This window comes from Hyphomonas neptunium ATCC 15444 (assembly GCF_000013025.1).
In the GTDB taxonomy this organism is placed as follows: Bacteria; Pseudomonadota; Alphaproteobacteria; order Caulobacterales; family Hyphomonadaceae; genus Hyphomonas; species Hyphomonas neptunia.
This window is the reverse complement of sequence record NC_008358.1, coordinates 665358-687462: the sequence shown is the minus strand read 5'-3', so window position 1 is coordinate 687462 and position 22105 is coordinate 665358. Positions and strand designations below refer to the sequence as shown.

At 62.7% G+C, this 22105-nt stretch carries 13 protein-coding genes; 2 read left to right on the top strand and 11 right to left on the bottom strand.

Annotated features, from left to right (window positions below; translation table 11 throughout):
• Nucleotide 1 precedes the first annotated feature (1 nt).
• The 4 genes from HNE_RS03380 to HNE_RS03365 form a co-directional block, all read right to left on the bottom strand.
• On the bottom strand, nucleotides 2-1069 hold the full coding sequence (locus tag HNE_RS03380; RefSeq protein WP_011645706.1) for a glycosyltransferase family 4 protein: 1068 nt from the start codon (nucleotides 1067-1069) through the stop codon (nucleotides 2-4).
• Nucleotides 1066-1962, bottom strand: coding sequence for a 4-(cytidine 5'-diphospho)-2-C-methyl-D-erythritol kinase (locus HNE_RS03375; RefSeq protein WP_011645705.1), 897 nt, complete (start codon nucleotides 1960-1962; stop codon nucleotides 1066-1068). Before HNE_RS03375 ends, HNE_RS03380 begins: the two co-directional genes overlap by 4 nt.
• A gap of 13 nt (nucleotides 1963-1975) precedes the next feature.
• Complete coding sequence (locus HNE_RS17765; protein ID WP_049755005.1) at nucleotides 1976-3721, bottom strand: tetratricopeptide repeat protein; 1746 nt, start codon at nucleotides 3719-3721, stop codon at nucleotides 1976-1978.
• Nucleotides 3722-3794: 73 nt separating this feature from the next.
• On the bottom strand, nucleotides 3795-5003 hold the full coding sequence (locus HNE_RS03365) for an N-acetylmuramoyl-L-alanine amidase family protein (protein ID WP_035590362.1): 1209 nt from the start codon (nucleotides 5001-5003) through the stop codon (nucleotides 3795-3797).
• Between the two features lie 431 nt (nucleotides 5004-5434).
• Between HNE_RS03365 and HNE_RS03360 the strand changes: the two genes are divergently transcribed.
• Nucleotides 5435-8164 carry an Rne/Rng family ribonuclease gene (locus HNE_RS03360; RefSeq protein WP_011645702.1) on the top strand — a complete coding sequence of 910 codons (2730 nt, stop codon included), beginning with the start codon at nucleotides 5435-5437 and terminating at the stop codon, nucleotides 8162-8164.
• A gap of 97 nt (nucleotides 8165-8261) precedes the next feature.
• Here the strand turns inward: HNE_RS03360 and HNE_RS03355 are convergent, their stop codons facing one another.
• The 6 genes from HNE_RS03355 to HNE_RS03330 all read right to left on the bottom strand — a co-directional run bounded on the left by HNE_RS03355 (nucleotide 8262) and on the right by HNE_RS03330 (nucleotide 15857).
• Entirely contained in the window at nucleotides 8262-10493 is a 2232-nt protein-coding gene (locus tag HNE_RS03355; RefSeq protein WP_011645701.1) for a 3-hydroxyacyl-CoA dehydrogenase NAD-binding domain-containing protein, read from the bottom strand.
• Nucleotides 10494-10522: 29 nt separating this feature from the next.
• On the bottom strand, nucleotides 10523-11728 hold the full coding sequence (locus tag HNE_RS03350) for an acetyl-CoA C-acetyltransferase (RefSeq protein WP_011645700.1): 1206 nt from the start codon (nucleotides 11726-11728) through the stop codon (nucleotides 10523-10525).
• Nucleotides 11729-11746: 18 nt separating this feature from the next.
• Complete coding sequence (locus HNE_RS03345; RefSeq protein WP_011645699.1) at nucleotides 11747-12187, bottom strand: PaaI family thioesterase; 441 nt, start codon at nucleotides 12185-12187, stop codon at nucleotides 11747-11749.
• A 7-nt stretch (nucleotides 12188-12194) separates the two neighbouring features.
• Nucleotides 12195-13370, bottom strand: coding sequence for an acyl-CoA dehydrogenase family protein (locus HNE_RS03340; protein WP_011645698.1), 1176 nt, complete (start codon nucleotides 13368-13370; stop codon nucleotides 12195-12197).
• Nucleotides 13371-13482: 112 nt separating this feature from the next.
• Nucleotides 13483-15267, bottom strand: a complete 1785-nt coding sequence (locus HNE_RS03335) for an acyl-CoA dehydrogenase C-terminal domain-containing protein (RefSeq protein WP_011645697.1) — start codon at nucleotides 15265-15267, stop codon at nucleotides 13483-13485.
• 110 nt (nucleotides 15268-15377) lie between these two features.
• Nucleotides 15378-15857 carry a MerR family transcriptional regulator gene (locus tag HNE_RS03330; RefSeq protein WP_011645696.1) on the bottom strand — a complete coding sequence of 160 codons (480 nt, stop codon included), beginning with the start codon at nucleotides 15855-15857 and terminating at the stop codon, nucleotides 15378-15380.
• A gap of 275 nt (nucleotides 15858-16132) precedes the next feature.
• Here HNE_RS03330 and HNE_RS03325 point away from each other — a divergent pair, with 275 nt between their 5' ends.
• A complete protein-coding gene (locus HNE_RS03325; protein WP_011645695.1) occupies nucleotides 16133-19849 on the top strand; it encodes a peptidoglycan-binding protein in 3717 nt (1238 codons plus the stop codon).
• Nucleotides 19850-19857: 8 nt separating this feature from the next.
• Here HNE_RS03325 and HNE_RS03320 read toward each other — a convergent pair whose 3' ends face one another.
• Nucleotides 19858-22032 carry a beta-propeller domain-containing protein gene (locus HNE_RS03320; protein ID WP_011645694.1) on the bottom strand — a complete coding sequence of 725 codons (2175 nt, stop codon included), beginning with the start codon at nucleotides 22030-22032 and terminating at the stop codon, nucleotides 19858-19860.
• Nucleotides 22033-22105 lie beyond the last annotated feature (73 nt).

Below are 22105 nucleotides of genomic sequence, written 5' to 3'. Positions count from 1 at the left end.
GTTATTTGTTCTCACTGGCAAGGTGGCGGCCGAGCGCGATGCGCTGCCAGCCCCAGAGCGCTGAACCTGCAAGGAACATGAAGGCAAAGAGGGCGGCGGCGACGCCTGCGCCGTTGCGTGCGCCAGTAATGGCGGCAAGCGAGGTGATGAGGCAGAAGCCCCACCAGAGACCGGCCACCTGTAGATGGCTCCAGCCTGCGCGCAGAAAGAGCTGATAGGCATGATCGCGGTGGGCCTGCATCAGCGGGCGGCCAAGGCGGGCGCGCCAGATGAGCGTGAGGATGACGTCCAGGAGGATGGGGAGCGCCAGCGTGGCGGGAACCCAGACCGAATGGATGACACCTGCCGAGAGCCCGGCCCCGCCCATGAGGGCGCCGATGGCGAGAGCGCCGGTATCCCCGGCATAGAGGCGGCCGGCAAGATTCCAGGCGAGGAAGCCGCAGACCGCGGCCGCTGCCGCGACCAGCAGAAGGAACAGAATGCCCGGCGCGCTGCCCGTGGGCGGGGCGGTGATCACCGCGAGGGCGGCGAGCAGGATCGCCGCGCTGCCCATGGCAATGCCGTTTGCGCCGTCCATGAAGTTGACCGCATTGGCCATGATGAATAGCCAGAGCGCCGCGCCGGCAATGGCCAGGAAGGCAGGCAGGACATAGCCCGACCCATTGGCGCCGGGCAGCCAGAAATGGGTGACATGCGGGCCATAGATCGCCGCGAGCAAAGCGGCCGCAGCGAGGATGAGCAGCTTCCGGCCAGCCGGCAGGTTAAGCCTGTCATCCGCAAAGCCGAGCAGACCTGCGATCAGCACAAGGAGCATGGGGCCGGCGAGCGCGATCTGCGCAAGGGTAGCGACCGGATTGCCGAGGCCGCCGGGCTGAAGAAGGCTGGCGAGGAAAAGCGCGCCGAGAACGCCCGCCAGGACCCCGACGCCGCCGGCACTGGGCACGGGGCGGCTTTGGGTCTTGCGTCCGCCATCAGGCGCGTCTTTCGGGCCAAGGCGGATCATAAGCGCGCAGACGAGAAAGCTGATGATGAGCGGGGCCGCGGCCCAGACAAGGGAAAGCGCGATCATGGCGCCGCCCCGAGCCGGGAGGCAGCGGTCCACCAATGCGCCTTGTGCGCATCATGGGCGATGACGGCGGTTGCGCGCTCCGCAAAGGCGAGCGCTTCACAGAGGGCAAAACAGGTGGCACCTGACCCGCTCATGCGCGCCAGCAATACGCCGGGCTGGGCGCGCAGGAATTCGAGCACGGCGCCGATTTCCGGCACGCGCGCGATGGCAGGGCTTTCCAGATCGTTGCGTTGCTGGCCGAGCCAGGCGGCGAATGCTTTGGGCCCTGAAAACTCCGGTGGCGGATCAATCTCGGCAAAGCCCGCGCCGCCCCCTGCCGCGTCATGGTCGCGGAAGACCGGGCCTGTGGGGCATGGGACGCCGGGATTGACCAGCACGGCATAAACGGGCGGCAGCGCGGGCAGCGGCGTGACGCGCTCCCCTTCCCCGCGCATGAGTGATGGCTGCCCCGCCAACGCTACCGGCACATCCCCTCCAAGGCCCGGCGCAAGGGCGATGGCATGGTTTGGGTCAAGCGCCCAGAGTTTTGTCAGCAGACGGAGGGCTGTGGCGGCGTCGGAGGAGCCACCGCCGATGCCGGCGGCGACGGGCAGCCATTTCTTGAGCGAAAGACGGGCGCCTTGTTGCGTGCCGGAGGCGGCCTGTAGCGCGCGGGCCGCCTGAAGGACCAGATTGTCATCGCCCGCCCCGGCCGCAGCGGCGAAGGGGCCGGCAACCGAAAGGCTGAGCCCTTCGGCAGGCTCTGCCGTCAGATGGTCTGCCGCACCAGAACCCGAGAACATTACAAGAGACTCAAGGTCATGGCGGCCATTGGGTTTTGGCGGGCCGACATGCAGATAGAGGTTCACCTTGGCAGGCGCCCAGCCCGAAAGGCTTTTGTCTGCTGTGCTCATCCGGAAGCGCCCCTCAGGGAGAGTCTTGCGTGACGGTCGGAGATTTTGACTCCGCCGCTGCTTCGGGCGCATCGGGGCCCAGCTTTGAATGGAGCTTGGCATTGATCTGTTCCCGGTCTTTTTCGGTGGGATCAAGCGTCAGGGCGCGCTCCCACTGAAAACCGGCTTCGAGCTTGCGGTCCATGCGCCAATAGGCGTCGCCCAGATGGTCGTTGAGGACGGGATCGCCGGGCACCAGTTCGACCGCGCGTTCGAGGTAATCGACGGCTTCTTCATACTGGCCGAGTTTGTAGTGCGCCCATCCGAGACTGTCGATGATATGGCCCGCGAGCGGCTCCAGAATAACGGCGCGGCGGATGAGGTTGAAGCCCTCTTCCAGATTTTCGCCGCGGTCGATCCAGGAATAGCCGAGATAGTTGAGGACGGTAGCGCTTTCCGGGCGAAGCTCCAGCGCGCGCTTGAGATCGGTTTCTGCGCCGGGCCAGTTGCCCTGACGCTCCCGCGCCGCGCCGCGGGCGAAGATGACACGCCAGTCTTCGCGCTCGCCGTCTGAGGCGATCACTTCGCTGAGCACCGCTTCGCCATCCCCATAGCGTTCAAGGGAAATGTAGAGATCGGCCAGCTGAAGCTGAAGGCCGCGATCGGGCGTGCCGGCGAGGGCTTCGGCGGCAACGCGAAGGGCTTCCTCGCTCTTGCCCTGCGCATTGAGGAGGCCGGCGAGCTGGCCTTGAGCGTTGGGATAGTAAGGCGAGGAAGCAGGCACCTCACGCAGCGTGGCGATCGCGTCGTCGCGGCGGCCGCCATTTTCCAGCGCCTGCGCCCAGAGAGAGCGGGCAACGTGCAGGTCGGGGTCCAGCGCCAGGGCGAGGACGAAATAGACCGAGGAGAGATCATCATTGGTCTGGTACATCAGCGCGGCGGCCGGAACGTACAGCGCGAGGGCGGCGCCCTGGCGGGTGGTGAGACGGCGCGGCTTGATCTTCTCGCCAGCTTCGATGCGGCGGGCGAGGCTGGCAAGGGCGGCATTGGTGCCGACTTCGGCGCGGAAGGCTTCGATGATCTCCAGCGCGCGGGCCTTATCGCCCCGTGCAGCAAGGAGTTCGGCATGAGCCTCGACCCCGATTGCAAGGCGGGCGCCCGAGGACCAGACGCGCTCGAAAGTGGCCAGGGCTTCCTCATCGGCGCCGCCGGAGAGCTGCAGCAGACCCATCATGTAGATCGACGGGCTGTCAAAGCGCAGGTCCCCCGTGAGCCCCTGCTCCAGAAAGGGTGTGGCCGCCGTCAGGCCGCTTTTACTCAGCGCGCGCCATGCGGAGATGTTGTTGGCGATGTTCCGGTTGAAGGGCTGGTAAGCGTACTCTTCCAGATAAGGCCGCGCCTGTTCGGGCTTGCCGCGCACGATGGCGTCAACGGCGAGGGTGAGCCGCACGAGGCTGGCATCGCTGCCCGCCGCCAGGGCGCGGCTGGAGAGGCCTGCAGCGGCCGGATAGTCGCCGGCAAGCAGCGCCGAGAACACCGCGCGCTCTGCAATTGAGGCCTGCTCGGGCATGGCGTCGATGATGGCGGCATAGCGCCGGGAGGCGGTTCCCGGATCATTCGTCAGCGAGGCGATGCGCGCGATCATGAAGTCCCGGTAGGAGGCGGCCTCAGGCGGGCGATCGTCGGAGAAGTCAAAAGACGGGCCACGCGGGCCGGAGGTGGCGCAAGCGCCCAGGACGAGCAGGCTGGCAAGAAGGAGCGGCGGAAGGATGCGTTTCATGGGCCAAACCCTTGCAGTATCTGCCCGCAGCGACAAGTGGGCGCCCGCTGCGGGGACCTGCGCCAATTGCCGCCTATTGGGACGCGAGGCGGAGATCCTGGCGGTCGAAATAGGTGTCGATGGCCTGCTTGATGGCGAGGGCCGCCGCCGCTCTGCCCCGCTCGGACTGGAGGCGTTTTGCATCTTCGGAATTCGTCAGGAAGCCAAGTTCGAGCAGCACTGCGGGCACATCGGGCGCAAGCAGGACATAGAACCCGGCGCTGCGATGGGTATTGCGCAAGACGGGGCCTGCGCGTTCCAGTTCGGGCAGCAGAAGTTCGGCAAACTCGGCCGAACGCGTTTTGGTTTCGCGTTTGACCAGATCGGAGAGAATGCCGGTCAGGCGCTGGGGGGTGCCATCCTCGATGGGAATAACCCAGTTGTTCTTGCTCGCCTCCCGGTCGATCCGGCCCTCCCCGCGGGCTGAGATGGTATAGACCGAAGCCCCCGAGACGGCGCTGGAGCCTGCGGCGTCAGCATGCAGCGAGATAAACAATTCGGCGTTCCAGTTGCGCGCCTTGGTGACCCGGTCTTCGTGATCGACATAGACGTCGGTGTCCCGCACGAGCTTGACGACATAGCGGCCATCTGCCTCGAGAAGGTCTCTCAGGGCGAGGGCGGCTTTGAGGGTCACGTCCTTCTCTTTACCGCCATTGATCGCCATGGCGCCGGGATCTTTCCCGCCATGACCGGCATCAATGACAACGACATGTCCTTTGGACGATCTGGGCGGTGCTTTGCGGCCCGCGCTTGAGGCGGCAGAGCCGGCGAGGAGCGTGGCTTGTTTTTCAGCGGCCCTGGCCGCGTCTGTTTCTGCCTTGGCAAGGCGGCGCTGATCCCGACGGGCCACGCTGGAGAAGCGGGCGTCGGAGACCGTGTCGAGATCGACGATGATGCGATAGGACATCTCGCTGCCGGTCGGCGGCAGGCGCAGGACGCGCGCGACGGACATGGCGCGATCGAGTTCGAATTCCAGCCGCCCTGGGTTCAGCTGCCAGACCGTGACCCCGCCGCTGCCGAGACCCTCAGCCGAATAGCCGTTCGACCTAAGCGGGAAAATGATGCGCCGCACACCCGCCGTTTCGCTGACAAAGGCTTCTGCCTCTTCCGGCGCGTCCGTCCAGATCGTGATTCGGGTCGGCGCCCCGTCACCGACAACGCGGATTTGTGACACGTCGGCGCGGGCGCCAAAAACGGCGCCAAAGCAAAGTATTAACAGGACTGAAACAATACGTGTCAGCATCAGCTCGGCGGTATGAGACGGGCGTTGAGTGCCCAATATGCGGTCATCTCAGTGGATACCCACAGGAAGATTAACCCCGCCTTGACCGCGCATTAGCTGTTGCAGTGCCCGCCGCAGGAATTTGCCTCTTTCAATTGCAGGCAAAAGTGGGCACTATTCTTTTGTGGCCGCCGTCAAGGGTCGGCCCAACGGTTTCCCAACAGTGCGCCCTGGCCCGGCTTCCCCGGAAAGGCAAGCGGGCGGCGCGCTCCGGAAAGCAGGAAAAATGTGCATTGGTGCCGCTGACATCGCAGGTTTGACCGGATCGCTTAGGCGATATGGCTCCCTGCGCTCAGAAGGCGCCTTCCCCTTATCCCCCTATTCCGGCCTGCCAGCCAACCAGAGGCGCGCTGCGCTCTGGCGAGCGGCGCCGGACCGAAAGGTTCTGTTTAATGAGCAGATTGATGCTGATCGACGCTGCCCACCCCGAAGAAACGCGGGTGGCCATCGTCAACAACGGCCAGGTTGACGATTTCGACTTTGAGGCAACCGGCAACGAACAACTCCGCGGAAACATCTATCTCGCCAAAGTGACCCGTGTGGAGCCGTCGCTCCAGGCGGCTTTTGTCGAGTATGGTGGCAACCGCCACGGTTTTCTCGCCTTCAGCGAGATTCACCCCGATTATTACCAGCTGCCCGCCGCTGACCGCGAATTGCTGCTGAAGGAAGCGGCTGAAGAGGCCGCCGCCGCCATCGAAGACGATGATGATGGCCCTTACGTGCCCCATGGCATGAGCTCCGAGATGGGTAACGGCGCCTCTGATGAGGGCGACGAGGACGACGATCACGGCGACGATGGCGATGAAGACACCGCCTCTGCCGACGATGACGGCGAGGACGAAGGCGATGACGCCGCCCCGCGCGCCGCCAAACCGGCCCGCCGCAATGCCAAGAAGCAGACCCAGCGCACGCCGATTTCCAAGCGCTACAAGATCCAGGAAGTCATCCGCCGCCGTCAGGTGATGCTGGTGCAGGTGGTCAAGGAAGAACGCGGCAACAAAGGCGCCGCGCTCACCACCTATCTCTCGCTGGCAGGGCGCTACTCCGTTCTGATGCCGAACACCCCGCGCGGGGGCGGCATTTCCCGCAAGATCGTCAATTCGGCCGACCGCAAGCGCCTGAAATCCATCGTTTCGGAACTGGATGTGCCCGAAGGCCAGGGCCTGATCGTGCGCACGGCCGGCGCCAAGCGCACCAAGATCGAAATCAAGCGCGACTATGATTACCTCTCGAAACTGTGGGAACAGATTGTCGAGAAGACCCTTTCCTCCGAAGCCCCGGCGCTGATCAATGCCGAAGGCGGCTTGGTGCACCGGGCCATGCGGGACATGTTCGACAAGGAAATCGAGGAAGTCTGGGTTCAGGGCGATGAGGCTTACCGCGAGGCCAAAGACCTTGCGAAGATCATCATGCCGAGCCAGGCCAAGAAGGTTCAGCAATGGCGCGAGGAAGACCCGCTCTATGTAGCTGAAGCAGTCGAGAACCAGCTTGATTCCATTTACTCTCCCGTCGTTCAGCTGAAATCAGGCGGCTATCTGGTGATCAACCAGACCGAAGCCCTGGTCGCCATCGACGTGAACTCGGGCAAATCGACCCGCGAGCGCAATATCGAGCAGACGGCTGTACGCACCAACCTGGAAGCAGCTGAAGAAGCCTGCCGCCAGATGCGCCTGCGCGACCTTGCCGGCCTCATCGTGATCGATTTCATCGACATGGAGGAGAACAAGAACAATCGCGCGGTCGAAAAGCGCCTGAAGGAATGCCTGAAGGTGGACCGGGCGCGCGTGCAGCATGGCCGCATCTCGCAGTTCGGCCTGATGGAAATTTCCCGCCAGCGCCGCCGCCAGGGCGTGTTGCAGGCAACCTCCGACCCCTGCTCTGCCTGTAACGGCACGGGCCGCCGCCGCTCGATCCCGTCCGCTGCGCTGCAGCTGATCCGGGCCATCGAAGCGCGCGCAGCAACCGGCGGCCTCAAAGGCATTGGCGTGAAAGCGCCAACCGATGTGGCGCTCTATATCCTCAACAACAAGCGCGAGGCGCTGATTGAAATCGAGCGGCTCGCGGGCTTTGCGATCTCCATCCACTCCTCCGAAGACATGCTGCCGGGCGATTTCCAGATCGACGCCGACCGCGACCCGAACGCCAAGCCGAAGAAACGCTCCACGCCGCGCTCGCTGATGAAGCCGACGCCGCCGTCTGCACGCGACGACGACGATGAAGAGATCGACGACGAAGACGTGATCGAGGACGAGGCCGGCGAAGACGATGACGGCGAAACGCCCGCTGCGGCTGCAAACAAAGACAAGCAAGGTGGCGGACGCCGCCGGCGCCGTCGCGGGGGCCGCAATCGCGGTGAAGCCCGCGAGACGGGCCTTGAAGTGGTCGACGCCGAACCAGCCGCTGATGCTGACGCAAGCGAAGACGATGACGACGAGGACGACGGCGAGGACACCTCCAATGGCAGCGCGGAAGCGGGCTCCGATGACAGCGACGCCGCGCGCAAGCGCCGCCGCCGGGGACGCCGGGGTGGACGCCGCCGGAGACGTGGCGGTGAAGGCCGCGGCGAGAATGGTGACATTGCCGCCATTGCCGATGGTGGGGCTTTCCTGGATGGCTTGTCTGTCAGCGCCGATGTGATGCTGTCCGAAGACGAGCCTGCGATCGGCCTGCCGGCAGCTGCCGATACGCAGGACACGGACGACGAGTCGGAGACGAAAGCGGCCCCTGCCGAGGCAGCAGCTGACGCCGCCGAGACCGATGAGGCGCCAGCTGCCACTGAAGAGGCCGCGCCACGCCCCGCCAGATCTCGCTCACGCCGGGGACGCGGCAGCAAACCGGCTCCGGAAGAAACACCGTCAGCTGAAGAAACCGCGCCTGCGGCAGAAGCTGAAGCCGAAGCCGAAGCCGAAGCGCCGGTTGTGGAGGCTGCTCAAGAAGCTGCGCCAGAGCCGGTCGCCGAAGCCGAGCCGGAACCTGAAATGGCCCAGGCTGATTTTGCGCCGCCCAAAGCCGCCGCTGTTGAGGCTGAACCTGCGCCGGAACCAGAGGGTGCGCCCGCTCCCTCTGCGGCAGAGCCCCCTGCTCCGAAGCGAGCGGGCTGGTGGAACCGCGGGAAGAAGTGACCCTTCGCGATTTTTTCCGATAACGGATGAAATAAAAAAGGCCGGAGCGATGCTCCGGCCTTTTCTTTTTAGAAGTTATTCGAAGCTTCGCGGTGGCCTAGGCAGCGGCTTTCTTCTCACCTGCTGGCGGGAAGCGTTCGTAGAAGGACTGGCCCTTCTCCGCCATTTCACGCAGGAGTTTACCGGGGCGGAAACGCTCGCCGTACTTTTCGGCAAGGCGGTCTGCCTCGGCGACAAAGGCGGGCACGCCCCAGATGAGATCCATGTAGCTGACGCAGCCGCCGGTATAGGGCGCAAAGCCCCAGGCGAGGATGGAACCGATGTCGCCATCGCGCGCGTCCTGGATCACACCTTCCTCAAAGCAGCGGGAGACCTCGATCGCCTGACGGATCAGGAGACGGTTGGTCAGCTCTTTCTTGAGGGCGGGTGGGCACTCGTCGATCTTGACTTCGACCTGCTCATTGAGGTCCGGCCAGATCCGGTCGGGCTTGCCCTGATCGTTATAGTCGTAGAAGCCCTTGCCGGCCTTGCGGCCGACGCGGCCCTTGTCTTCCACGATCCACGCCATCATGCGGCCGAGCGGAGCTTCGTTGTAATCGAAGCCAACAGCCTTCGCCGTTGCACGGCCAACCTTGAGAGCCGTGTCGAGACCAACGGAGTCGGAGACTTCCAGCGGGCCCATCGGCATGCCGGCCTGACGGCCGACGTTTTCGATGATGGCCGGCTTGATGCCTTCGGACAGCATTTCGAGGCCTTCCTGGGTATAGGTGCCAAAGCAGCGGGAAGTATAGAAGCCGCGGCTGTCGTTCACCACAATCGGCGTCTTCCGGATTTTCAGGACATAGTCGATCGTCTTGGCGAGGGTTTCCTGGCTGGTTTCCTTGCCCATGATGATCTCGACAAGACCCATCCGCTCGACCGGCGAGAAGAAGTGGATGCCGATGAACTTGTCCTTGCGCTTCAGCGGTGTGGACAGCTGCGTGATCGGCAGGGTCGACGTGTTGGAGCCGACGATGGCGTTTTCGCCGAGGGCGGCTTCGGCATCGGCCAGCACTTTGTGCTTCAGGTCGATGTCTTCATAGACGGCTTCGACGATGAGGTCGCAGTCTTCCAGAAGCTTATAGTCCGTGGTCGGCGTGATGAGGGAGAGGAGCGCGTCGCCCTTCTCTTTCGTGCTCTTGCCGCGCGAGATGTCTTTTTCGACGAGGCGGACGGCGTATTGCTTACCCTTTTCGGCGGCTTCCTGCTTCACGTCCACGAGGACAGTGCGGATGCCGGCGCGGGCCTGCTCATACGCAATGCCGGCGCCCATCAGGCCTGCGCCGATAATGCCGACTTTCTTCAGCTCTGCCTTCTCGAAGCCTGAAGGACGGTTTGCACCTTTCGACAGGGCCTGGGTGGAGAGGAACAGCGAACGGATCATCGCCTTGGCTTCCGGGCGCTGCTGGGTATTGATGAAGTAGCGCGTTTCGATACGCAGGCCCGCATCGATGGGCACCTGGATGCCTTCATAGATGCAGGAGAGGATGTTCTTCTGGGCCGGATAGTTGCCGTAGGTTTTCGAGGCCAGCATCATGTTGGCCATGGTCGCAACCTGACCCGCGCCTGGGGATTTGTGCGGAACGCCGCCGGGGACCTTGTAGCCTTTTTCGTCCCAAGGGGCTTTGGCTTTGGGGTTCGCTTTCACCCAGGCTTTGGCGCGGGCGACCGTTTCTGCGCCCGGAGCAAGCTCCTGAACGACGCCCATGGAATGGGCCTTCTCGGCATTGAAGCTTTCGCCCTGCAGGATCAGCGGAAGCGCGGCCTGAACGCCAACGAGGCGGGGCAGACGCTGCGTGCCGCCGGCGCCCGGCAGAAGGCCGATCTTGGCTTCCGGCAGGCCGAACTGGATGCGCGGATTGTCATTGGCCGCGACGCGGTAATGACAGGCAAGCGCCACTTCGAGGCCACCGCCAAGGGCGAGGCCATTGAGCGCGACGGCTACAGGCTTGCCGCAGGTTTCGAGTTTGCGGAGCGTGCCGTTGAGGGCAAAGCCGGCTTCGAACTGTTCTTTTTTCAGTTCGTCTTCGGACTTTTTCTTCTGCTCACCACCGGCGCCGGCGCGGTTGCCCATTTCGCCGAGGTCTGCGCCTGCACAGAAGCCGCTTTCCTTGCCGGATGAGATGACCAGGCCTGTGATCTTTTCGTTGCTGGCGACTTCCTGGGTGATTGCGATGATGTCCTGAACGGCTTTGCCGGTCAGGGTGTTCATGCTGCGGCCAGGCACGTCGAAGATAGCGTGGGCGATGCCATCGGCATCGATGTCGAATTTGAATGTTTCGAGTTTCATGATCGTGTTCTCAATATTCCGTGTCGTGACTAGATGCGCTCGATGATCGTGGCGGTGCCCATGCCGGCGCCAACACAAAGCGTAATGAGGCCGGTTTCCTTGTCGGAGCGCTCAAGCTCATCCAGGACCGTACCAAGGATCATGCCACCGGTTGCGCCGAGGGGGTGACCCATGGCGATGGCGCCGCCATTCACGTTCATTTTCTCGTGCGGGATTTCGAGCATCTTCATCATCAGCATGACGACCGAAGCAAACGCTTCGTTGAGTTCGTAGATGTCGATGTCGCCGACATTCATGCCGGCTTTCTTGAGCACCTTCTGGGTCACATAGGTCGGGCCGGTCAGCATGATGCCGGGCTCCGAGCCGATGGAGGCCATGGCGCGGACGCGGGCGCGGGGTTTGAGGCCCATTGCCTCGCCCATTTCCTTCGAGCCGAAGAGAACGGCAGACGCGCCGTCCACGATGCCCGAGGAGTTGCCAGCGTGGTGGACGTGGTTGATCTTCTCAAGCTCGGGATAACGCTGCTTGATGACTTCATCAAAGCCCATCGCGCCCATGCCCGCGAAGGACGGGTCCAGCGCGGCAAGGCTCTGCATGGTGGTATCCGGGCGCATGAATTCGTCATGCGCGAGGCGGATGCCGCCCATCTGGTCGCGGACGGGAACAACCGAGTTCTTGAAGCGGCCTTCCTTCCAGGCCTGCGCGGCGCGGCGCTGGCTCTCGACGGCGAAGGCGTCCACATCATCGCGGCTGAAGCCGTATTTGGTGGCGATGGTGTCTGCGCCGATACCCTGGGGCGTAAAGTAGGATTTGAGCGCGATCTGCGGATCAGCAGACCAGGCCCCGCCCGCTGCGCCCATCGGCACGCGGCTCATCGATTCTACGCCGCCGCCGATGGCCATGTCGGCCTCGCCGGTCATGACTTTCGAGGCGGCCATATTGCAGGCCTCCAGGCCGGACGCGCAGAAGCGGTCGACCTGAACCCCGGCTGTGGTTTCAGCATAGTCGGCGTTCAGCACGGCGATACGCGCGATGTCGCCGCCCTGCTCTCCGACGGGCGAGACGCAGCCGAAGACCACGTCATCGACCTTGGAGGTGTCGAGATTGTTCCGGTCACGGATGGCCTGCAGCACCTGCGTGCCGAGGCTGAGCGCGGTGATTTCATGCAGCGCGCCGGAGGATTTGCCTTTGCCGCGGGGCGTGCGCACGGCGTCGTAGATATAGGCTTCGGGCATGGGTGGCTCCTTTGGAGGTCAGGATTTGGGTGTTTTGGCCGGCGCTTTGGCCGGATTGAGCGTGAGAGAGGCGGTGGCCCGCGCGGCTTCCTTGCCGCGGGAGTCGAAGAGGTCGGCCTCGGCGAAAATCATTGCCCTGCCTACATTGCGAAGGCGGGCGGCAACTTCAATGGGGCCAACGCGGACAGGACGGAGGAAGTGCGTGTGGAGGTCTACGGTGGATGGGTATTTCGACGTCCCGGCCTTCACGGTCGTCAGCATGCCAATGACATCGTCCATCATGGCGACAAGAAATCCGCCCTGGATATAGCCGGCGGGATTTGTGAAGTCAGGGCTGCCATTGAACCGGACGCGCGTGGTCATCGCCTTCGCGTCCAGTTCAATGATCTCAAAGCCGAGGGACAGCGAGCTGCGCGCAGGCGTAGGGAAGACTTCGCGGAGCAGGTGGCGATCGGGCATGATACCTCTACAGCGTCCTCGCGATCAGCATTTTCATCACTTCATTGGCGCCGCCATAGATGCGCTGGACGCGGGCGTCGGCATACATCTGGGCGATGGGATATTCGTCCATATAGCCGAAGCCGCCATGCAGCTGGAGACATTCATCGATGATCTTGCACTGCAGATCGGAGATCCAGTATTTCGACATGGAGGCCGTGGACGCATCAAGCTCTTCCTTCAGAAGAAGCTCTGTACAGTGATCGGCGAACACTTTTGCGACAGTTGCCTCGGTCTTGGCTTCGGCGAGCTTGAACTGGGTGTTCTGGAAATCGAAGATGGTCTGGCCGAACGCCTTGCGGCCTTTGACATAATTGACCGTCTCATGGATCGCGCGCTCGATCATGCCGACGCCCTGGAGGCCGATGATGTGGCGCTCCTGCGGGAGTTTCTGCATGAGCTGGACGAACCCCTTCCCGGCTTCCCCGCCGAGGAGGTGGGCGGCGGGCACGCGGACATCATCAAAGAACAGCTCGGACGTGTCGGCGGCATGCTGGCCGACCTTGTCGAGGTTGCGGCCACGGCGGAAGCCGCCTGCGCCTTCAACGGCTTCTGTCTCGACACAGATGATAGAGATGCCCTTGGCGCCCTTGGTCGGGTCCGTCTTGACGCAAAGGAGAATGAGGTCAGCGGTCTGGCCATTGGAGATGAAGGTCTTCGAGCCGTTGATGACATAATGATCGCCATCAAGCTTTGCGGTGGTCTTCATGCCCTGGAGGTCAGAACCTGCACCGGGCTCGGTCATCGCGATGGCGGTGACAAGATCGCCGGAGCAGATTTTTGGCAGCCAGCGCTGCTTCTGTTCCTCGGTGCCATAGGCGGTGATGTAGGGGGCGATGATGGCGTTGTGCAGGGTGATGCCGAAACCGTCGATACCCTTCCATTGCTGCTGTTCGATGATGATGGCCTCATGGCGGAAATCGCCGCCCGCGCCGCCATACTCTTCGGGAACCGAGGCGCCCAGCAGGCCCATTTCGCCCGCCTTCTTCCAGATCTCGCGCGGCACGATGCCGGCCTTGCGCCAGGCGGGCACATGCGGGGCACATTCCTTCTCGAAGAACTGGCCCACGGCATCGGCGAAGATTTCGAGCTCTTCGTCCTGGCGCCAGGCGGATTTGGGGACGTTCAGGGGGCTCTCATGCATCGGTAATCTCCACATCCTTGTCGCGGCGTAAAGTTGCCGCTTACGTTCACGTAAGCATGTAAGCGCGGCGACCCGGATTCTCCAGCCGTGCCGCCGCGTCAGGGATACCGCGTCAGAATTGCTCGGCGTCGAGCGCCATCATGGCGGCCGCGCCGGTCTTTACCTTGGCGAGATGGGCCGGCGCGTCGGGCAACATGCGCTCGACAAAGTAACGGCCGGTGGCGAGCTTGGCAGCATAGAACGGGTCGCCGCTGTCCTTCTTCTCCAGCGCGATCTTGGCCATGCGGGCCCACATGAAGGCGAGCGCGGTGAGGCCCATCAGATGCAGATAGTCATGGCTGGAGGCCCCGGCATTGTTGAAGTCGCTCATGCCGTTCTGCATCAGCCACATCGTACCGTCCTGAAGCTGGGCGCGGACAGTCTTGAGGCCTTCGACATAGAGTTCGAGCCCTTCGACCTTGTCATTCTCGGCGATGAATTCGTCGATCTCGGCGAAGAAGGAGAAGACCGCGCGGCCACCATTTGCGCCGAGCTTGCGGCCCACGAGGTCGAGCGCCTGGACGCCGTTGGTGCCTTCATAGATCAGGCTGATGCGGCAATCGCGGACGATCTGTTCGAGGCCCCATTCTCGGGTAAAGCCCGAGCCGCCATGGACCTGCAGGCCGAGATTGGCGCTCTCATAGCCCTTATGGGTGAGGTAGGCTTTCACCACCGGGGTGAGCAGCGCCATATAGTCTTCGGCTTTCTGCTGGACGGCTTCGTCGGGAGACTTGTGTTGCAGGTCGCCCTGGAAGGCCATCCAGTAAACGAACGCACGGGCGCCTTCGAGGAAGGCTTTCTGTTCCAGCAACATGCGGCGCACGTCCGGGTGGACGATGATTGGGTCGGCAGGCTTGTCGGGCGCCTGAACGCCGGTCAATGAGCGGCCCTGGACGCGGTCCTTGGCGAAGTCGAGCGCGTTCTGGTAAGCGATCTCGGCCTGGGACATGCCCTGAAGGCCGACGCCGAGGCGCGCTTCGTTCATCATGACGAACATGGTGCGCATGCCTTTATGCTCTTCGCCGACGAGCCAGCCGGTCGCCCCGTCATAGTTCATGACGCAGGTGGCGTTGCCGTGGATGCCCATCTTTTCTTCAAGGCCGCCGCACTGGCAGGCGTTGCGCTCTCCGAGGCTGCCGTCTTCCTTCACCATATATTTCGGCACGACGAACAGTGAGATACCCTTGATGCCTTCGGGCGCGCCCTCGATACGGGCAAGGACAAGGTGAATGATATTGTCGGTGAGGTCCTGCTCGCCGCCGGAAATCCAGATTTTCTGGCCGGTGATCTTGTAGGTGCCATCACCCTGGGGGACGGCTTTGGTCTTCATCAGGCCGAGGTCTGTGCCGCAATGGGGCTCGGTCAGGTTCATGGTGCCGGCCCATTCGCCCGATGCCATCTTGGGGCCGTACTTGGCTTTCAGCTCATCGGAGCCGCCTGCCATCAGCGCCTGATACGCGCCGTGGGTGAGGCCAGGATACATGCCGAAAGCCATGTTCGAAGAGGAGACCATCTCGGTCCAGGCGATGTTGACCGCGTGGGGAAGCCCCTGCCCGCCCATCTCGGGATGGGCCGAGAGCAGCGGCCAGCCATTCTCGACGAGCTGTTTGTAAGCGTCGGGGAAACCGTCCGGCGTTTTGACGCTGGCGTCAGAGGCGCGCTTGCAGCCCTGTTTGTCGCCGACAGCGTTCAGCGGGAACAGCACGTTCTTGGCGAACTTTGCGCCTTCATCGAGAATCTGGTCGATCGTCTCGGGCGAGGCATCGGCGAAGCCAGGAAGATTGGAATAATTCTGCAGTTGCAGCAGCTCGTGCAGGACAAACTGCATGTCGCGAACGGGGGCGTCATAACGGGGCATCTTTGGAAAACTCCTAAGAAAAAGAAATTCAGGAGTCCTCAATGCCAAAGCGCGTTGGAAAAGTCATTCCAACGCGCTTCATTATCTTCAAAATTGTCAGTAGCAGGCGATTAAACTTCGTCGAGCTGCTTGCGGGCAACCTGCTCATACGCAGCTGCCTGGCGCTTTGATTCCTCGGAAGGGCCGGGGTTTTCGACAATGCCCTGCAGCCAGTCGATGCCTTTGTAGAGCTCGGTGAGGGCCGTATCGATATCCTGGCGCTGAACTTCGAGTTCGCGGGCCTGCTTGCGGAATTTCTCAAGCATCATGCGCGTCTGGGCGCGTTTGCCGTCATTCAGCGCGTAAAGATCGAGGATCTCGCGGATGTCTGCCAGGGGAAGGCCAAGGCGCTTCAGGCGGACAATGATGGTGAGGCGCGCGCGGTCGCGGTTGGAGTAGAGGCGCATCATGCCGTCACGGGCCGGATGCAGCATGTCTTTATCTTCGTAGAAGCGCAGGGCGCGCGGCGTCACACCAAACTCGCGGGCGAGCTCAGAGATCGTATAGGTGCGTGATTCCGCAGCGGAAATGGACGAGGTGGGCTTGTGCATGGCTGTCTCCCTTGATTTGCAATTTTTATTGTTCTTTTTATTATTAGTCAGCGCAGACTATCCAGCTTTCCGCGCACGTCAACGTCAAATTTCCGCTTACGCGAACGGAAAGTGTTGGCACGCCATCTGACAGCTTTAAGCAGCCCGCCTAGTCCCCGGAATTAACAGAATTAACGCGCCCTTAAGGGAATGGGACGCATTTCTGCTGAAGTGTGAACAAATCGGCCGCTCGCCTTAACCCGGCGGAGGGGCGCGATGCGCAAGGAGTGGGCGCAATGAGCCAGACGGGGCCCTGGAGCGTTAAGGGAATCGATCAGCGAGCCCGCGAGGCAGCGCGGGAAGCCGCCATGGCGGAAGGCATTACGCTGGGCGAATATCTCAATCGCCTGCTGATGTCGGCTGAAGATCCCCATTATGAGGACATGCGGTCCTCCTATGAGGGCCCGTCCTACGGCAATCCGACCTATCGCAACCCGCCGCGTCCGCCGCGCAGCGAGTATCGCGCTGAGCCACGCCCGCAGCAGGACGCCGCCTCAGCCCTGGAGCGCCTCTCCCGCCGGATCGAGGCCACTGAAGCGCGCTCAACGCTCGCCATCACCGGCATCGACCATACCGTTCTGGGCCTCGTTGCCCGCATCCAGAATGCCGAACAGACCAGCGCGGCCGTTGCCGGCCATGTCGAAGGCCTGATCGATGAAATGCGTGAAACGCATGAGGCGCTGCAATCCAAAGTCCGCCGCATGGAGCAGGACGAAACCGGCAAGCAGAACCTGGAAGCGCTCAAGGCGCTCGAAGCCGCGCTCGGGAAGCTGGCCAATCACGTTTATGAAGAAGCCGAGCTGACCCAGAACGAAGCCCTTGCCATCAAGGGGCGCGTTGAATCGGGTTTCTCCGAAGTCACTGAGCGCGTCGAGGGCATCGATACGCGCGTGCAGCGCAGCCTGTCGGAAACCGCTGCCCGCATCGACCGCGCCGTTGAGCAGGCCGAGCAGCGCGCTGAAGGCGTCACCCGCCACCTCTCCGAACGGATGGGCAAGCTCGAAGGTGAAGTCCGCGAGCAGACGTCACAGCTGGAAACGCGCCTCGACGAACGCGCCAGCGAACTGGAAGCCGAAATCAAGGGACGTGTTGACGATCTGGAACTGCAGACCGCCGCCCGCCTGAGCGATGCTCAGAAGGCGGATGAACGGCTCAGCGCTGTCGAGGACGATGTTTCTGGTGCGCTTTCCTCCATGGAAGCAACGCTCCTGCGCGTGCAGGAGCGCCTGAACCGCGCCGAAACGACAACAGATACCGCGCTCAAGGGTCTTGAATCGACCTTTGCCTCACTGGACGAACGTATTGATGCCGTCGCCAAGACCGTAGACCCGGAACTGGCCGACCGTCTGCGCAAGGAATTTGACGCGCGCTTTGAAGACATTACGGAGCTTGTCCGCTCGACCGTTGACACGGCGCGCATGGAACTGGCCGGCGAGATCACACGCGCCGCCGAGCAGGACGCGGAAACCGAAACGCAGCTGCGCAGCGAGATCGGCGAACTCAAAGCCCGTCTTGCCGAAGTCGAAGCACGCGATCCCGAAGAAATGACAGCTGGTGTGCGCGAAGAGATCGAACGCCTCGGCACAACCGTCTCGGAACGGATCGACGCGCTGGCAGAGCATGTCGAAACACGGCTGGAAGAGAGCGAGTTCAGCAGCGCTGAAGCCATAGAACAAGTGGGCGAACAGGTCACGGTTGCCGCAGTGCGCCTGCAAAAACGCCAGGACGAAGCGCTCACCGCGCTGGCGCAGGAAATCGAAGCCAGCCGGAAGACCACCGATGCGCGTCTCTCCGATGCGCTCGCCAGCGTGTCCGAACGCCTGGAGGATATTCATAGTCAGTCGTCGGAGTCACTCTCACCGATGCAGCGCGCAATCGCTGCGCTCGCCTCGCGGCTGGAAAGCCTGGAAGCCTTTACCGTTCCGCCCGGAGCAGACCTGCCCGCGCCGGCATTGACGCCGGAAGCCCCTCACTCCTTCACTGAGGAGGAGGTGGTAGACCGCTACGCCGAGACCCCGTCCCTGCCATCAGCCGACGACGACGGCGAAGAGAGCACCGAATTCGAAGCCGGCGTTCCCGACATCGGCTTTGAGGATCTGATTTCTGTCCCCGGCGATTCCGAGGCAATCGACTTCAACGCCGGCATTGCCGATTGGGAAGACCCCGCAGAGACCGAAGCAAAATCTGGCGACACAGACGAGAGCCCCTACGGATCAGATTTTGATGCGATCCGTGCCGCGGTGGAGCGCCTCAGCAGCGCGACGTCCTCAGATCAACTCGCCACCGATGCCGCGCCAGAGCCTGCTCCCGAGGCAAGCGGTGAAGATATGTTCGACGATGCGTTCGAAAATGACTTTGAAAGCGATCTGGCGGACGACGACTTCATGGCCGGCATCCGGGAAGCGGCTGAAGGCGATATTCGCGCAGACGATTATGATCCGCTTGCAGAACTTGCCGGCCTGGAAGAAGCCCGCAGCGAAGCGCGCGAATCCGACATCTTCGATGATGAGGACGACGGCGCCGCCTTCATTGCCGAATCCAATCCCGATACATCGGACGAGGACGAAGCAGGCCTGATCGATACGCTCGACAACGCCGCGACTGATCGCGATGACGAGACAAGCGACTACATCGCCCGTGCGCGCCGCGCCGCGCTGGCCGCTGCCGATACCCAGACGAAATCGCGCCGCGTCTCTGTGGCGCCTTCCAAACAGACGACGCGCGGCAGCAATCGCGCGCCCTTGCTGATTGCCGCGTCTGCCGCTGTGCTGACCGGGGCTGCTGCGGGCGGGTATCTCTACTTGCGCGGCAAGCAGCCGCATGATCCGTCGCTGTCGGGTCCTGTGGACACGTATGTTGATCCGATTTTTGCGTCGGCGCCCCCTGCCGATCCCGGAATTGACGATCTCGCAAGCCTCAATGGTCCCGGTCAATTCGATGTACTGGCTGGCGAGGCAGTAGAAGAAGACGAACTGTTCGACAGTGCTGCTGGCGCGATCGAAGAAGACATCTTCGGGGCCACTGAAAGCGATACGGCAGAGGCCGCAGAACCTTCTGCACCAGCGCCCCAGGCCGTTGTTGAAGAGACCCCGACCCTTGCTTCACTGAGCCCGCAACCTGTCGCGAGCTATCCGGCGATCCCCTCCGTCGTGACAGTCGAGTCCGAAGCGAATGCCGGGAACGCGATCGCGCAATACCAGCTGGCACAAAGCCATCTGACGCAGAACGATCTGGACAGCGCCATCCCCCTCCTCCGGCGCGCGGCCCTGAAGGGCGCCGCCCCGGCACAGTACGACCTCGGCAAGCTCTACGAACAAGGCATTGGCGTCGATCAGGACATGATCCAGGCGCGCAGCCTGATTTCCAAGGCCGCAGAGGCCGGTCATGTCGGCGCGATGTATGACCTTGCCCTGTTCATGGCTGAAGGTGAGGGCGGCGAACTGGATGATCTGGGCGCGGTCGAATGGTTCCGTAAGGCAGCTGATCATGGCTTCCTGGATGCTCAATACAATCTGGGCGTAATGTTTGCCGAAGGCATTGGCGCCGAGCAGGATCTGGCAGAAGCGCTTTACTGGTTCGAATTGGCCTCACGCCAGGGGGATAGCGGCGCGACACTGGAAGTTCGCAGCCTGTCCAGCCGCCTGCCCCCGGAGACGGTTCGTGAAGTTATGGAAACGGCAGACCTGTGGAGCGAAACGCCCAGCATTGCGCTGGCGAATGGCCGGTTCGGCGCCCAGCGCTGGAACACGGGCAATCCGCTCCAGGTACAGGCCGTGCAGACAGCGCTTTCGCGGCTCGGTTACCTCTCGGGCGAAGCCGATGGCGTGCTGGGCGCGCAGACGGCAAATGCGATCCGCGACTATCAGCGCAATGAAGGACTCTCGGTTTCCGGGACCGTCACGCCGGAGCTGATCGACCGCCTCAACACCGGCGCGTCAAACCGCCGGGGCTGAGGCAGCCTCTATCTCTCTTCAGACAGCGGCGCGGTGAGATCGATCCGGTTGATCTCGGTAACTGTGCCGTCCTGCAACGCGCCTTCGACCAGTTCAGAGTTGATCAGTGCCAACAGGCGGTTCCCGGTGAAGATCGGCCGGGCATTGCCGTACCAGTCAATACACGACACTTCGCAGGCATACCCGGTCTCGGAGGGAAGGTCTGGATCGCGGCGCGTTGCATCGATCATACCAGCCTCTGACAGGCTGCCATCGGCTGCAGCAGCGATATAGCTCATGTCAGAGCTGCTCGACCACCACCACCAACGCTCAGCTTCCTCTGACCTCGGAACAGTGGGCAGCCCGATCAGCCCAGCGCCGTCCGCGCCGATGCGGCTGTTGAAGGCATGGCTGCGGGTCTCGCTCTCATAGCGCCCCTGAAGTGTCATCGTCCCGGAGAGGCGGGGGTCGGCGCGAAGGTCGATCAGCGACATGCTGAGCCCGGCATCATCATGATACCCCGTCAGGGCCATGTAGGGGCCTGCGCGTTCAGCGCGAATGACATCATGGGAAAGCTCGACCGTGACGGGCGAAGCAGGCGCATCTACCGGCACGATGATCGCGCGGCCATTCTCACGGGTTTCGCCGTCGCTTGGCGGCCAGCTGCCCCAGCCTTCGCGCGCGCCGTAAACCAGGTGCTTCTCCGTGAAGCGCGCTTCATACGCAGACGCGCCAGGTGTGGGCAGATCGAAGTAGCGCCCGCCGGCGGTATCGAGGAGAACGTCCCCCAACTCATCTAGCGGCACATCAAAGAAGGTGAGGTCGGTTTCTTCCCTGGTCACCCAAATTCCGCAATCGCGGTGGCGCCAGTCAAGCACGGCGCGGAACGTTCCGGCATCCATGTCCATCGAGAACTGGTTCTGCGGCTCGCCCCGCACCCCCAGAACGCCGGGCTTCGATCCATCGACCGGCAGGCGCACAAGCGCGGAAGGCACAATGTTGGAAAGTTCCGGACGCGGGCCCGAAGAACACTCCGGATGGGGATGATCCTCGCGCAGCTCCCGCGCACGCTCCTGACCGGACGGGCTCATCCAGAGCCAGAAAGCGTCCTTGGTGACGAGGAACTCATGGGTTTCGGTGCCGACAATTGCGGTCGCCTTGCAGGCGGGAATGGAGGTGTCGGTAACGCCTGAAATATCGCACACGGTCACGGTATGGATCACCGGCATCAGCGTCTGCTGAACCGGCATCCATATGTCGGTCGCACTGAACAGCGGCCGGCCATCTTCAAGCTCGGTCCGTTCGCGGAAGCCGTCTTCCTCTTCCTGCCGCCATTCGCGGATGACGGGGATTTCCAGATCATCCCACCATCCGCGCCCGACCAGATAGATCGGTGTATGGATGACCAGCTTCCCGTCGATCATGCGCGTGGCATAGTTGGAACCGGAATAATAATCGTTGGAGGAAATGTAGAAGGTCGCCTGCCGCGTCACCTTCCCGTCTTCACCAAGGTTCAGCACGGTATATTCGGTGGCCTCCTCGCGATAGGAATACCCCGTCACGAGAATGGTGCGGCCCGATACGAGCACTTCATCATACCAGGTGTCCTCATCGCTGGAGCGATAGACATTGGCGCGGTCGGCCAGCTTCAGGCCCGCCTGCCCGCCCGGCATAAGATCGGTGACGAACAGACGCCCATCCTGAAGGATAACGAGGTGCTGGCCGATCTGCTTGATGATGCCGCCTTCATCGACACCAGCCTTCTGATTGTTGGTGATCTCGGGATTGGAATCTGACTCTGGCTCTGCACTGCCGGTGACCATCACCTCGGAAGGCGCCGCCTCCATTGCCTGAGGCTCACCGACCGACATCGCCATATCAGAAGAAGGCGGGGCAGCCGGCAGAGGCACCGGATACATCTGCCCGATCCCGCGTGCTTCCGATGCAGCGCGCGTGGCCTTCAGCCAATCGGCAAATTCCGCTTCGGTACGAAACCGGGAGAGCGCCGGAGAACGCAGGCCCTCCAATGCGGGATCTTCAAAGACAGCAAGGCTTTCATCCTGCTCGGGCACCGCATAACCGTCAAAGCGGTTTTCCAGCGGTGCCGGCGGCTCTGGCACATCAGGCACAAGCGCGGTGGGTTGAGAATATGTGCAGGCGCAGGCGACCAGCGCGATCAGTGGCAGACCGAAAAAGCGTATCATGATGAGCGTCCCCTCAAACGTATGACGACATTACCCCATGCGACTGCGGCAGAGTAGTGGCAGAGACGTGGCG